Raw genomic sequence first — 13,243 nt, 5'->3', positions numbered from 1 at the left:
CCGTGGACCGCACCGCCTTCGACAAACAGCTCGCCGCCCTGCGCGCCCATCGCGCGGCAACTCCGATGGACATGCGCGAGGCCTTCGCCGCCGATCCGGACCGCTTCAAGCGCTTCTCGGCGCTGGACGGCGACCTGTTGCTCGACTGGTCCAAATGCGCGGTCGACGGCAAGACGATGGAACTGCTCGAAAGCCTGGCCAAGGCGGCCGACCTCGAGGGCCGACGCGCCGCGATGTTTTCCGGCAAGCACATCAACATCACCGAGGATCGCGCCGTGCTGCACACGGCGCTGCGCAACCTCGACGGCAAGGGCTTGCATGTAGACGGACAGGACGTGCAGAAGGATGTCCGTTCGGTGCTGGATGCGATGAGCGTCTTTGCCGACGCCATCCGCTCCGGCAAGGCGGCCGGCCACACCGGCAAGAAGATCACCGACATCGTCAACATCGGTATCGGCGGTTCGGATCTCGGCCCGGTGATGGCGACGCTGGCGCTCGCCCCCTATCATGACGGGCCGCGCGCGCATTACGTCTCCAACATCGACGGCGCCCACATGCACGACACGCTGAAGGGCCTTTCGGCGGAAACGACGCTGTTCATTGTCGCGTCCAAGACCTTCACCACCGTCGAGACCATGACCAATGCCGAGACGGCGCGCAAATGGGTGGAGGCCAAACTCGGCAAGGAAGCCGTCGGCAAGCACTTTGCCGCCGTCTCCACCGCGCTCGACCTGGTTGCCAAATTCGGCATCGAGAAAGACCGCGTCTTCGGTTTCTGGGACTGGGTCGGCGGGCGCTACTCGGTCTGGGGTGCCATCGGCCTGCCGGTGATGATTGCCGTCGGACCTGAGAATTTCCGCGCCCTCCTGGCCGGCGCGCATGAGATGGACGAGCATTTCCAGTCCGCGCCGCTGAACAGGAACCTGCCGGCGTTGCTCGGCCTTGTCGGTTTCTGGCACCGTGTCGTCTGCGGTTATCCGGCTCGCGCCGTCATTCCTTATGACCAGCGCCTGTCGCGCCTGCCGGCCTATCTGCAGCAGCTCGATATGGAATCGAACGGCAAGAGCGTCATGCTGGACAATGGCAAGGCGGTGACGCCGACCGGTCCGCTGGTGTGGGGCGAGCCGGGCACCAATGGCCAGCACGCCTTCTTCCAGTTGCTGCACCAGGGCACCGACATCATCCCGGTCGAGTTCATCGCCGCCGCGATCGGCCATGAACCGGACCTCAAACACCATCATGATCTGCTGTTGGCCAATGTCGTGGCGCAGTCGGAAGCGCTGATGAAGGGGCGCACGCTGGAGGAAGCGCGTGCGCAGATGCTGGCCAAGGGCATGAAGCCGGAACAGGTCGACAAAATCGCGCCGCACCGCGTCTTTTCCGGCAACCGGCCCTCGCTCACGATCCTTTACCGCAAGCTCGACCCGCGCACTTTCGGCCGACTGATCGCGCTCTACGAGCATCGCGTCTTCGTCGAAGGCACGCTCTACGACATCAATTCCTTCGACCAATGGGGTGTCGAACTCGGCAAGGAGCTCGCCACCAGCCTGCTGCCTGTCGTTGAAGGCAAGGAGAATGCCGCCAAGAGGGATGCCTCGACCGCGGGACTGGTGGGACATATCCACCGGCTGAGCGGACGGGAGTGACGGGTTTGGCGGGCATCAAGGGTATCCTTTTCGACAAGGACGGAACGCTGATCGATTTCCACGCCACCTGGGGAGGCGTGGCCGATCGCATGGCGCTGGAAGCGGCGAACGGCGACCGTGCCAGGGCCGACGCGCTGCTGGCCAAGGCCGGCTATGATTTTGAGACGAAGGGCTTCAAGCCGGACTCCGTCTTTGCCGCCGGCACCAATGCCGACATCATCGCGCTGTGGTTTCCCGAATTGTCGGCGGCCGAACAGCGCGATGCGCTGGACCATTTCAACGCAATCAGCACCGAACAGGGCTCGGCGCTCGCCGTGCCGCTGCCCGGCATTGCCGAGTCGCTCGCAGCGCTGCATGCGAAATCCTATCGGCTAGGCGTCGCCACCAACGATTCCACCGCCGGCTGCGAGCGCACGCTTTCGGCCATCGGCATGGCGCAGCTGTTCGAGGCTGCCTATGGCTACGACGCGGTCGCCAACCCGAAGCCCGCGCCGGACGCGGTGATCGCCTTCTGCGACCTCACCGGCCTGAAGCCTTCCGAGATCGCCATGGTCGGCGACAACCGGCACGATCTCGACATGGCCCGCGCCGGCGGCTGCGGCCTGGCGGTCGGCGTGCTGTCCGGCACCGGCACGCGCGAGTCGCTGGCGCCGCTGGCCGACGTGGTGCTGGCTTCGGTTGCGGACCTGCCGGCGTTTCTGGCAGGGAGAGGGTGACAGAGCGTTCGCCGCTTGGCGCCCTTTCTCCGGGGAGATAAAGGCGCTGGGGCCCGGTCGAATGGAGATGCGTTGTGCACGACCCCTTCCAGCACGCCACCCTCGGTGTCGGCGTCTTCTACCGTGATCCATGGGCTGCGCTCGGATGGCTCGAGCGTGCGTTCGGTTTCCAGCGCAGCATGCTGGTCACTGATCCATCGGGCCGGCTGATGCATTCCGAAATGCGCTTCGCCGACGCCTATATCGTCGTCGACCATGAATGGGCGGACGACATCGCCAGCCCTGTCTCGGTCAATGGCAAGAATACGCAGCGCGTGTATCTGAAGCTGCCCAGCGGCCTCGACGAGCATTGCGAACAAGCGCGTTTCGCCGGTGCCGAGATCGTGCAGGAGCCTGCCGATCAGTTCTATGGCGAGCGCACCTACAGGGCACGTGACCCGGAAGGCCACGTCTGGACCTTTGCCGAGACCATGCGGCATGTCCCGCGAGACGAAGCGGAGCAATTGAGCGGCTGCCAAATCGACGGCTGGCACCGGGAATAGCTCCGACACTCCTTTTCCCCCAAGGGGAGAAGGGACGCCAACACAGGCTCTTCATTTGACACCACCTTCACATTCTTCTGGCTTGATCGCGACGGATCGGAGATTGTCTGCACCTCGGTTGCGTCGGCTGGTGCCGGCGAGCAGGGCGATCGGGCAGGCCAATGTCAGCAAGTAGGATGGAAACATGCAGATCGGAATGATGGGACTGGGCAGGATGGGCGCCAATATGGTCAGGCGCCTGCAGCGCGACGGCCATGAATGTGTCGTCTACGACATCAACCCGGCCAGCGTCGAAGCCCTGGTCAAGGAAGGGGCGACCGGCTCCGGTTCACTGGAGGAGTTCATCGGCAAGCTGGCCAAGCCGCGTGCCGTCTGGCTGATGCTGCCTGCCGCGATCACCGGCAAGGTCGCCGATCAGGTCGCAGCTCTCCTCGACAAGGGCGACATCATCATCGACGGCGGCAATTCCAATTATCGCGACGCGGTCGATCTCGGTGCCAGATATGCCGAAAAGGGCATCGCCTTCGTTGATGTCGGCACCAGCGGCGGTGTCTGGGGCCTGGAGCGCGGCTACTGCCTGATGATCGGCGGACCCGATGCTGCCGTGAGACATCTCGATCCGATCTTCGCCTCCTTGGCGCCAGGCGCCGATCATGGGGCTACGCCCGACAAGGCCGCCGGCACTGCTCCGTTTGGTTATCTGCATTGCGGCCCGAGCGGCGCCGGCCATTTCGTCAAGATGGTGCACAACGGTATCGAATATGGCGTCATGGCCGCCTATGCGGAGGGCGTGAACATCCTCAAAGCCGCCGGTTCCGGCAAGGCCAAGCGCAGCGCCGATGCCGAGACCACGCCGCTGTCCGAGCCGCAATATTATCAGTTCGACATCGATCTGCCGGCGGTCACCGAAGTGTGGCGGCATGGTTCGGTCATCGGCTCCTGGCTGCTCGATCTTACCGCCGGCGCGCTGAAGGCGGATCCTGCGCTGGCGCAGTTCGGCGGCCGCGTTTCCGATTCCGGCGAGGGCCGCTGGACGCTGAAGGCCGCCATCGACACCGGCGTGCCGGCGCCAGTGCTTTCGGCCGCACTTTTCGACCGTTTCTCCTCGCAGGGCGAGTCGGCCTTCGCCGACAAGCTTCTGTCCGCCATGCGCTATGCCTTCGGCGGCCATCTCGAGAAGCCGAAGGCATAAGGAGAAGCGATCATGGCAGCAGCGGCTGAAACCCGATCGGATGTGCTTGTGCTCTTCGGCGCCACCGGCGACCTGGCGCACAAGAAGATCTTCCCGGCACTCTATTCGATGGTGGAGCGCGACCACCTGAAAGAGCCGATCATCGGCATCGCCTATGACGACTGGACGGTGGAGAAGCTGGCCGAGCGTGCGCATGACGGCATCAAGGCGGCTCTCGGGAAAGTGGACGAAAAGGTGTTCGCCAGGCTGGTCGGCCTGTTGCGCTACGTCAGCGGCGATTACCGCAGCCAGGAAACCTTCGACAAGCTGAAGGAAGCGCTGAACGGCTTCCGTCACCCGCTCTACTACCTGGCCGTGCCACCCTCGATGTTCGAGCCGGTTGTGCAGGGGCTGGAACAGTCCGGCGGTGCCGCCGGCGCCAGACTGATGGTGGAAAAGCCGTTCGGGCGTGACCTGCAGTCGGCGCGCTGGCTGAACCGGGTCCTGCACATCGTCTTCGATGAGAATTCGATCTTCCGCATCGACCACTATCTCGGCAAGGAAGCGATCCAGAATCTGCTCTATTTCCGTTTCGCCAACTCCTTCCTGGAGCCGATCTGGAACCGCAACTATGTCGAGAGCGTGCAGATCACCATGGCCGAGGATTTCGGCGTGCAGGGGCGCGGCAAGTTCTATGACGAGGTCGGCTGCATCCGCGACGTCATCGAGAACCATCTGCTCAACATCATGCTGCTCCTGGCCATGGAGCCGCCGTCGGGCCGCTCGGCCGAGGACCTGATCGACGAGAAGGTGCAGGTGCTGAAGGCCGTGCGCACGCTGACCAAGGACGATGTGGTGCGCGGACAGTTTGCCGGCTATCTGAAAGAGCCTGGCGTGGCGCCGGGTTCCACGGTCGAGACCTTCGCCGCGGCGCGTTTCTTCGTCGACACATGGCGCTGGCAGGATGTGCCTTTCTTCATCCGCGCCGGCAAGAACCTGCCGGTGCGCGCTACCGAAGTGGTGGTCCGGCTCAAGCGGCCGCCGCTCGACGTGTTCGATGCGATTGCGCCCGACGAGACCAACTATCTGCGCTTTCGCATCAACCCGGAAATCTCGATCAGCATCGGCGCCCGCCGCAAGCAGGCCGGCGATGAAATGGTCGGTGAACAGGTGGAGCTTTCGGCGGTGGACGATTCCGCCGGCGACATGGAGCCGTATGAGCGCCTGATCGGTGACGCTATGAACGGCGATGTGCGCCTGTTCACGCGGCAGGATGCGTCGGAAGCGGCCTGGCGCATCGTCGGCCCGATACTCGACGACAAGAGCCAGCCCGCGATCTACGAGCCTGGCACCTGGGGGCCGGCCGAGGCGATGGTCAAATTCGGGCCGCCGAACGGCTGGATCGACCCGGCAAAATAGGGTCTGCGACACAGGGCTGCGCACAGAAAAAGACCGGGACGCTGGGCGTCCCGGCCGAAGCAGAGGCTGAAGAGCCTCTCGGGAGGGAAGAACACATCCGGTGCTACGGGAGGAATCACCGGATGATTTTTTCAGCATGCAGCAAGAATCTTGTGCACGCGAAGCATGAGATTCTGTTTTTTAGGCAATACACGCAAAAATAGGCGGCATTCTTCCAGGCAATCGCAGGTGGCGTAGAAGCATGTTCTTCCGCCAGGGTTGAATTAGCTGCTTTGCATGAAAGAGAAGACCGTCGCCCGGGTTATCTCGCCGGCCGCTGTGCCAAAGTCGGTCACGGGGTATTCGGCGATCGCTGCCAGCCGCTCGCGCGGCAGATAGGCGCGGCCCGGATCGCCGACCAGGACTATGATACCGGCGGCAAGGCAGCGGTCGAGGAACGCGGTGACGCGCTTTGCGAGCCGGCGTTCGTAGAACAGGTCGCCGACCGTTATCAGGTCGACACGCGGCGGCTCTCCGATGGTCAGATCGGAGAGCAGGGGCTCGATCGTCACATCGTTCAAGGCGGCGTTGAGGCGCAGCGCTGCAATCGCGTGCGCGTCGATGTCCACGGCGGTCACACTGCCAGCGCCTGCCTTAGCGGCCGCGATGGCGACAAGGCCGGAGCCGGTGCCCAGGTCGAGCACGGTCCGCCCGCGCACCGTTTCGGGATGATCGAGCAGATGGCGTGCCAGCACGGCCCCGCCTGCCCATTGATAGGCCCAATAGGGCGAGAGCCTGCTTCGCTGTTCGGTCAGGCGGCGCAGGCCGCTGCCGGGACGTGCGCCATGCAGCCGGATTTCGGGAATGTCGGGAACCGCGGCGACCGGCAGGTTGGCGGCGATGAAGGTCGCGATCTCGCCTGTCGCGTCGACGACGGCAGCTTCGATCTCATGGGGCTTATGTGTCACGGCATGCATGCCAGCAAGCCTAAACCGGCGCTCGGCATCACGCCATGAAGATCAGCGCCATGCCGGCCACCACCAGCGCCGCACCCGCCCAGGCGCCGGCGGCCGGTCGTTCGCCGGTGCGCAGCCACAGCAGCGGCAGGATGAGGACGGGCGAGGTTGCCGACAAGGTCGAGACGATGCCGACCTTGCCGCCGGAAAGGGCAAACAGCAGCAGCGTCATGCCGATCGCCAGCGCGAGGATGCCGGTCAGCGCGGTCATCGCCGCCACCTTCCAGGTCAGCGGGCCTTTGGGCTTCAACGCGGGAATAGGCAACTGGATCATGACGCTGAGGAAGGCCGCAGCGACGCCGACCCTGAGCATCGAGGCCACGAACGGGTCGATGCCGGTTTCCATCACCGGTCGCGCGATGATGGAGCCGATCGCCTGGCCGGTCGCGGCGCCGAGCCCAAGCGCCACGCCGATCCACAGCGGCCCTTTCACCGTCTCCCATTGATGAAGCTGCGATCGGCGTTTGCCGAACAGGATGGCCAGCAGGACGCCGGCGACGACAAGCGCCATGCCGAAGAGCGCCTTGGCGGTCAGCGTCTCACCGAGCAGCAGCCAGCCGAGGACCGCTGCGATCGGCGCGTTGAGCGCAAACAGGATGCCGGAACGGCGAGGACCGACCCTGTTCAGCGTAGCGAACAGCAATGTGTCGCCGATGAAGATGCCGATGAAACCCGAGGCGAGAAGCGGCAGCACATTGGCCGCCTCTAGCTCTCGCCATGAGCCGGTCGCCAGCACATAAAGCGCCAGCATGGCGGTGACGAAGATCTGGCGCAGACGGTTGAAGGCCGGCGCGCCGAGATGACCGGCCGGACCTGCCGAGATGATGCCGGTCAGCGCCCAGCAGGTTGCGGCGCCGAGCGCTGCGAGTTCGTGGATGGGCATCGGTCCTCGGTCGGGTCAGATTGGGTGGTCGACCGCTTGTACTGTTCGCGCGACGCCCCAGCCGGCGCAGGCCAGGTACGCATCCGCGCAGACATATTCGGCTTTCCAGCAATGCGGGTTGTCGATCTCGCGGAATTCCGTGCCCTTCGCAAGCGGTAGATCGTGTGGAACGTTGCGCCAGCACGATCGGCAGGCGGCAATGCGGTGGCCGCATACGCCGCCGCCACCCTTAACCTCTCCCGTGGAAACGGGGAGAGGGGTCGCGGCCAGTCTCTCTTCTCCCCGTCCTTCGCGGGGAGAAGATGCCGGCAGGCAGATGAGGGGCAGTGCAAACGTTATCGGTCAGGTGCCCAGCATGAACTGGCCACCGCCTTTCCCCTCAACTTCACTCATGCTAAGAACCCAGCTCCTGGGATAACCGAAGCACAGCCTCGAAACCCGATACGCAACACCACGCCGTATCGGAGGCCCTTCCGTCGCGGTGAGACGCGCGACGGGGCGGACACGTGAACCTTCGGATATTCTTCCTGGCTTTCGCCACCTTTGCCACCGGCACCGCGGAAAACATCGTCATCGGCATCCTGCCGGGCATCGCTTCCGGCCTTGATATCTCGATCGGCCTTGCCGGCCAATTGACGGCGGTCTTCTCGATCACCTTCGCGCTCACCGCTCCGCTGGCGCTTTTGCTGGCGACGCGGCTGGAACGCAAGACCATGCTGGGTCTGGCGCTGCTGCTGTTCATCGCCAGCAATGTGCTTGCAGCAGCCAGCCCTGGCTACGCGGTTCTGTTCGCGGCCCGTATCGGCATGGCGGCAGCCAGTGCCACAGCCTGCCTTGTCGCCACCATGCTGGCAACCGAACTGGCCGGCCCTGCCAAGCGCGGCCGGGCGATCGGCATCATCTTCATGGGCATCAGTGGTTCCATGGTGCTGGGCGTGCCGGCAGGGATGCTGGTCGGCGAACGCTTTGGCTGGCGCGCCGTCTTTGTCGCGCTTGCCCTGCTGGCCTTGGCCGTTCTCGCCATTTGCCTGCGCACGCTGCCGACGGCGGGGCGTAACAGCCCGGCGGCATCGGGATATCTGCAGCATCTGCGATCGCGGCCCCTGGTTGCCGCCCAGCTTGTCTCGATCCTGATGATCGGCGGTCATTTCACGCTGTTCGCCTATCTGGCGCCCTATCTCACCGAGGTGGTCGGCGTCGCAACGGGAAATGTCGCGCTGTTCTTCCTGGCTTTCGGTGTTGCCGGCATATGCGGAGGCTATTGCGGCGGCTGGCTGGCAGATGCCGTCGGGCCGCGTTTCGCCATCGTGGCGACGCCGCTCGCCTATCTGGTCGCGCTTCTCGCCATACCGCTCGCGGCGAAAGCGCCCGGGCTTTTCATCGTCGCGATGATGGCCTGGGCGATGATCAGCTGGATGATCTCGCCTGTGGTGCAGAGCTTCCTCATGGCGACAGGGCCGCAGACAGCGGAAGCCGGCGTCAGCCTCAACCTGTCGGCCATGCATATCGGCGTTGGTCTCGGCACCGCTCTGGGTGGCCTGGTGCTGGCTTGGTTGCCCTTGCAGAGCCTGCCCTGGCTGGGTGGGCTCCTGGCCGCGGGAGCCTTGGCCGCCGCCCTCGTCGCCGTGCGTTCTGGCGCGGAGGCGCCTCGGATCACGCAGCCGGCTGGCATTTTCTAACAGTTGACGCAAAACCCACCTTTTATTTTAACGTCCGGCAAAGCGGCGAACCCTTAGGAGGAAGGCTTCGTCCGGGGCATTGCGATGAAACTCGACTTCTTGACGCTTTACATCGTCATCCTGCTCAACTCGCTGACGGTGGCGGTCATCTGGGGCGCGATCGCCTATCGCTACCGCAATTTCGCGGCGGCGCGCGTGTGGCTGGCCGGATGCGTGCTGTCCACCATCGGCGGCTGCGTGCTGGCCCTGCAGGGCAATGAGGGCAGCTATGTGCCCGCCGTCGTCGGCAACGGTTTCGTCATTTTCGGCTTCTGCATGTTCTGGATCGGCGTGCGCGTCTTCTACGGCCAGTCCGGTGGCCTGAAGGCGAGCGTGGCGATCACCGCCGGCAGCCTGTTCCTGCTGCTGCTTCTGTTCGGCAGCCTGCAAGGCCGCAATCTCGTCTACGCCGGTGGTCAGTCGGTGCCGCTGGTGCTTGCTGCCTGGTATCTGCTGCGCTGGCATCGCAAGGATCTCGGCGCGATGATCGCGGCCATCGCCATGATTGTCGGCATCCTCGGCCATCTCATCGAAAGCCTCTTGAATGTCGGACTGATGCTGGGGCGCGTCGACCAGGACTTCTACACGACGGTGGAATCCTACGCGCTGTTGTGCGTCATCTTCTCGGGCGTGGTGTGGAACTTCGGCTTCACCATCATGTCGATCGGGCGGCTGCGCGAGGAACTTGCCGAACTTGCCCAGACTGACGACCTCACCGGTATTCCCAATCGGCGCCATTTCCTGGCCTTGCTGGAAGCCGAGGACAAGCGCACGCGCCGCACCGGCCGCCATTTCTCGCTGATGTTGATCGATATCGATCACTTCAAGCGTTACAACGACACCAACGGCCATGCCTTCGGCGACCGTATTCTGCGGCAGTTCGCCGAGATCGCCACCTCCATGGTGCGCGGCAGCGACATGGTGTTCAGGCTCGGCGGCGACGAGTTCGCCATCATCTTGCCGGAGACGACGGCGCGCCAGGCGGAAAAGGTCGCGTCCGTCCTCGTGGCCACCGTGCGCGAAGGCAGCGGCAAGACAGAGGACGAGGAGCGCTTCACCATCAGCTTGGGCATCGCGGAATGGACGCCCGACATCTACGTCGCCGCCGTCGACCTCACCGCCAAGGCGGATGAGGCCCTCTATCGCGCCAAGGCGGCCGGTCGTGACGGCTACGCCATTTCCGGCATGAAGAACCGCCGGCCGGCCGGGCAGAGCCATCTCAAACTGGTGGTTTCGTAAGGAGGCTGGCCGTCACTTGTCCCTTGGGGGGAGGATGCCTGTTCGAAATGCTCCTGCTGTTTGCCGTGGGCGCTCCATGGGCATCATTTTGAACTCCGAAACGCCGTATTGACAGGGTTTCGATGCCCGTCTAAATTTTTCTTCGCCTGTTAAGCAGGCAGGTGGCAACGGGGCCACCCAATCAGATCAAGGCAAGAAGGCCTCCCTTTGACTTCGGAAACGAAGCCATCGGGAGGCCTTTGTCGTTTTGGCGATACCGACCGAGATGCCGATGGGGAACCGGCGCCGGACGGCTATGAGCAAGGGGCTTGCGCCGGCGAACCGCCAATGGTTCCCGCGCGCCTTCCGAACCATGGCCTGAATGCGCTTCCACCGGGAAAGCGGGTGAGGACAAGGACGTCCAATCGCGACGACAGCCGCACACGCAACGCGATTGAGCCCTGGGAGGGTGCCATGAACAACAAGACGGAGATCGAGACGCTCGATAGCGTCGATCACATATTGGGAGAAGAATACGAACATCAGCCCGTGCCGATGGCGGCGCGGCGCTCGACCTTTTCGGTGACGACGGTCTGGATCGGTTTTCCGATGATCATCACCGGCGCCATGACCGGTTCCATCCTCGTGCTCGGCATGGGCTTCACCAGCGCGCTGTGGGCGATGGTGATCGGCAACCTCATCATGTTCGCCTATGTCGGTGCGCTGGGGCTTCTTGGAACCAGCCGCGGCATGAACTTCGCGCTGCTGGCCTCGATCGTGTTCGGCCGCAAGGGCTATGTCTTCGCCTCCGGCCTGCTGTCGACGCTGCTGCTCGGCTGGTATGCGGTGCAGACCGGCATCACCGGCGCGCTGATCAGTTCGGCCTATGACCTCAATTATGTCGCGATGACCATCGTCGCCGGCCTGCTCTACATCGGCATCACCTTCGTCGGCGTGCATGGGCTGCACCTGATCGGGCTGGTCTCGGTGCCGCTCTTCGTCATCCTCGGCGGCTGGGTGGTGTTCGATGCCGCTTCAGCCTCCGGCTGGCAGGCGATCCTCGCCTATCCCGGCAACAATGGCGCGGCTACGATGTCCATGGGCGTGGGGTTGACCGTCGTCATCGCGCTCTTCATCGACGCCGGCACGGTGAGTGCCGACTTCAACCGCTGGGCCAGGGACGGCAGGAGCTCGCTGATCGCGACCTTCAGCGCCTTCCCCTTCGCCAACCTGATCGCCATGCTGGTCGGCGGCATCATGACGGCCGCCCTTGCTGTTCCGAATGCCAACCCGTTCGGTGCCGACAACATGTTCGGCTACATGAACGGCAAGCAGATGGTGTTCCTCAGCGCACTCGCCTTCGTGTTCCTCTATCTCAACCTGGGCTCTGTCTGCGCGCACTGCCTCTACAACGCTGCCACCGGCTGGTCGCGCATCTTCGGCACCCGCATGCGCGTGATGGCCGTGCTTCTCGGCGCCATCGGCATCGCAGTCGCGGCAGGCAATGTCTGGGCCTTCTTCATCCAGTGGCTGTCGCTGCTCGGCATCCTGGTTCCGCCGATCGGCGCCATCATCCTGGTCGACCAGTATCTGGCCCGCAAGAACGCCGAGATCGACCGCGACTGGCGCCCGACCGCCTTCATCGCCTGGATCATCGGCTCGGCGGTGGCGGTCGTCGTCGAATTCTATCTGCCGCATTTATCGACCGCGATCAGCGCGGCGCTCGCCGGCGGCATCGCCTATGCGGCGCTGGCGCTGCGGCCGTCGCCGGAGCGGGCAACCGCATGATGTTCCGGACGAGGCCCGGTCGCCGGGCCTCGTCTCAACGTTTGAAAGTAAAGGAAACTGCCTGATGCCTGATTATGAGATCTACTCGCTGGGCGATTTTGTCCTGCAACGGGGGGCGACGCTGCGTGATGCCAAGCTTGCCTACAAGACCTTCGGCAAGCTGAATGCCAAGAAGGACAATGTCGTCGTCTTCCCGACCTGGTATTCCGGCCAGCACGTCGACAATGAATGGCTGATCGGCAAGGGCATGACGCTCGACCCGGCGAAATACTTCATCATCATCCCGAACATGTTCGGCAACGGGTTGTCGTCGTCGCCCAGCAACACGCCCGAACCCTACAACAAGTCGCGTTTCCCGCAGGTGACGGCCTACGACAATGTCCGCGCCCAGCACCAGTTGGTGACCGAGAAGTTCGGCATCAAGAAACTGAAGCTGGTCGTCGGCTGGTCGATGGGCGCGCTGCAGACCTTCCATTGGGGGGCGATGTATCCCGACATGGTCGAGCGCATCGCACCGTTCTGCGGTTCGGCCAAATGCTCGCGCCACAATTTCGTGTTCCTGGAAGGCGTGAAGGCGGCGCTGACCGCCGACTCTGCCTGGAACAATGGCTGGTATGACGACAAGCCGGAAAAGGGCCTGCGCGCCATGGCCCGCGTCTATGCCGGTTGGGGCTTCTCGCAAGCCTTCTATCGCCAGGAACTCGACCTCAAGACGCTGGGTTATTCCTCGCTGGAGGATTTCCTGGTGGCCTTCTGGGAAGGTTTCTTCCTGCCCAAGGACGCCAACAACCTTTTGACCATGCTGTGGACCTGGCAGAACGGCGACATCAGCGACAACGAGCTCTACAAGGGCGATTTCAAGAAGGCGCTCAAGGCTATCAAGGCCAAGGCTTTCGTCATGCCAAGCCGCACCGATCTCTACTTCCCGCCGGAAGACAGCGAGTTCGAGGTGGCCAGCATGCCGAATGCCAAATTCGTTCCGTACGAGTCGGTCTGGGGTCATTTCGCGGGCGGGCCGGGAACCAGCCCGAACGACGTCAAATTCCTCGACGGCAAGCTGAAGGAACTGCTGGCCAGTTGACCCATGAAGCGGCCGGCCTCAAGCTGCGCGGCCGGCCGCCGCATTCAGCAAGAATAACAACGAAAT

Annotated in this window: 11 protein-coding genes; 9 read left to right on the top strand and 2 right to left on the bottom strand. The window is 63.8% G+C overall.

Going from position 1 to position 13,243, the window contains the following annotated elements; genetic code table 11:
- Positions 1-2 precede the first annotated feature (2 nt).
- From pgi to zwf, 5 genes are all read left to right on the top strand, one after another.
- Positions 3-1,646 (top strand): glucose-6-phosphate isomerase, encoded by a 1,644-nt coding sequence (gene pgi, locus ACFWXH_RS14665; protein WP_379121385.1) that lies wholly within the window; start codon positions 3-5, stop codon positions 1,644-1,646.
- Positions 1,647-1,651: 5 nt separating this feature from the next.
- Positions 1,652-2,362 carry an HAD family hydrolase gene (locus tag ACFWXH_RS14660; protein ID WP_379121383.1) on the top strand — a complete coding sequence of 237 codons (711 nt, stop codon included), beginning with the start codon at positions 1,652-1,654 and terminating at the stop codon, positions 2,360-2,362.
- Positions 2,363-2,436: 74 nt separating this feature from the next.
- Positions 2,437-2,904 (top strand): VOC family protein, encoded by a 468-nt coding sequence (locus ACFWXH_RS14655; protein WP_379121381.1) that lies wholly within the window; start codon positions 2,437-2,439, stop codon positions 2,902-2,904.
- Positions 2,905-3,088: 184 nt separating this feature from the next.
- Entirely contained in the window at positions 3,089-4,096 is a 1,008-nt protein-coding gene (gene gnd / locus ACFWXH_RS14650; protein WP_379121379.1) for a phosphogluconate dehydrogenase (NAD(+)-dependent, decarboxylating), read from the top strand.
- 12 nt (positions 4,097-4,108) lie between these two features.
- The gene (gene zwf, locus ACFWXH_RS14645) at positions 4,109-5,494 is read left to right on the top strand and encodes a glucose-6-phosphate dehydrogenase (protein WP_379121377.1); all 1,386 of its coding nucleotides are present in this window, start codon (positions 4,109-4,111) and stop codon (positions 5,492-5,494) included.
- Between the two features lie 263 nt (positions 5,495-5,757).
- On the opposite strand, the gene ACFWXH_RS14640 is transcribed toward zwf, so the two are convergent.
- On the bottom strand, positions 5,758-6,450 hold the full coding sequence (locus tag ACFWXH_RS14640) for a class I SAM-dependent methyltransferase (protein WP_379121375.1): 693 nt from the start codon (positions 6,448-6,450) through the stop codon (positions 5,758-5,760).
- 28 nt (positions 6,451-6,478) lie between these two features.
- Positions 6,479-7,372 carry a DMT family transporter gene (locus tag ACFWXH_RS14635; RefSeq protein WP_379121373.1) on the bottom strand — a complete coding sequence of 298 codons (894 nt, stop codon included), beginning with the start codon at positions 7,370-7,372 and terminating at the stop codon, positions 6,479-6,481.
- Positions 7,373-7,878: 506 nt separating this feature from the next.
- Here ACFWXH_RS14635 and ACFWXH_RS14630 point away from each other — a divergent pair.
- The 4 genes from ACFWXH_RS14630 (at position 7,879) to ACFWXH_RS14615 (ending at position 13,177) form a co-directional block, all read left to right on the top strand.
- Entirely contained in the window at positions 7,879-9,051 is a 1,173-nt protein-coding gene (locus tag ACFWXH_RS14630; protein ID WP_379121371.1) for an MFS transporter, read from the top strand.
- 84 nt (positions 9,052-9,135) lie between these two features.
- Positions 9,136-10,329, top strand: a complete 1,194-nt coding sequence (locus ACFWXH_RS14625) for a GGDEF domain-containing protein (protein ID WP_379121369.1) — start codon at positions 9,136-9,138, stop codon at positions 10,327-10,329.
- 453 nt (positions 10,330-10,782) lie between these two features.
- Complete coding sequence (locus ACFWXH_RS14620) at positions 10,783-12,096, top strand: purine-cytosine permease family protein (protein WP_379121367.1); 1,314 nt, start codon at positions 10,783-10,785, stop codon at positions 12,094-12,096.
- 64 nt (positions 12,097-12,160) lie between these two features.
- A complete protein-coding gene (locus tag ACFWXH_RS14615) occupies positions 12,161-13,177 on the top strand; it encodes an alpha/beta fold hydrolase (RefSeq protein ID WP_379121365.1) in 1,017 nt (338 codons plus the stop codon).
- Positions 13,178-13,243: the final 66 nt, after the last annotated feature.

The sequence above is a fragment of the Mesorhizobium sp. NPDC059054 genome (assembly GCF_042739215.1).
GTDB lineage: Bacteria > Pseudomonadota > Alphaproteobacteria > Rhizobiales > Rhizobiaceae > Mesorhizobium.
This window is presented reverse-complemented; position numbering and strand designations above follow the sequence as displayed.

Excerpts from the sequence above, each read along its gene's own strand:
- ACFWXH_RS14640 (WP_379121375.1), bottom strand. The coding sequence starts at position 6,450 with ATGCATGCCGTGACACATAAGCCCCATGAGATCGAAGCTGCCGTCGTC.
- gnd (WP_379121379.1), top strand. The coding sequence starts at position 3,089 with ATGCAGATCGGAATGATGGGACTGGGCAGGATGGGCGCCAATATGGTC.
- ACFWXH_RS14615 (WP_379121365.1), top strand. The coding sequence starts at position 12,161 with ATGCCTGATTATGAGATCTACTCGCTGGGCGATTTTGTCCTGCAACGG.
- ACFWXH_RS14625 (WP_379121369.1), top strand. The coding sequence starts at position 9,136 with ATGAAACTCGACTTCTTGACGCTTTACATCGTCATCCTGCTCAACTCG.
- zwf (WP_379121377.1), top strand. The coding sequence starts at position 4,109 with ATGGCAGCAGCGGCTGAAACCCGATCGGATGTGCTTGTGCTCTTCGGC.
- ACFWXH_RS14635 (WP_379121373.1), bottom strand. The coding sequence starts at position 7,372 with ATGCCCATCCACGAACTCGCAGCGCTCGGCGCCGCAACCTGCTGGGCG.
- ACFWXH_RS14620 (WP_379121367.1), top strand. The coding sequence starts at position 10,783 with ATGAACAACAAGACGGAGATCGAGACGCTCGATAGCGTCGATCACATA.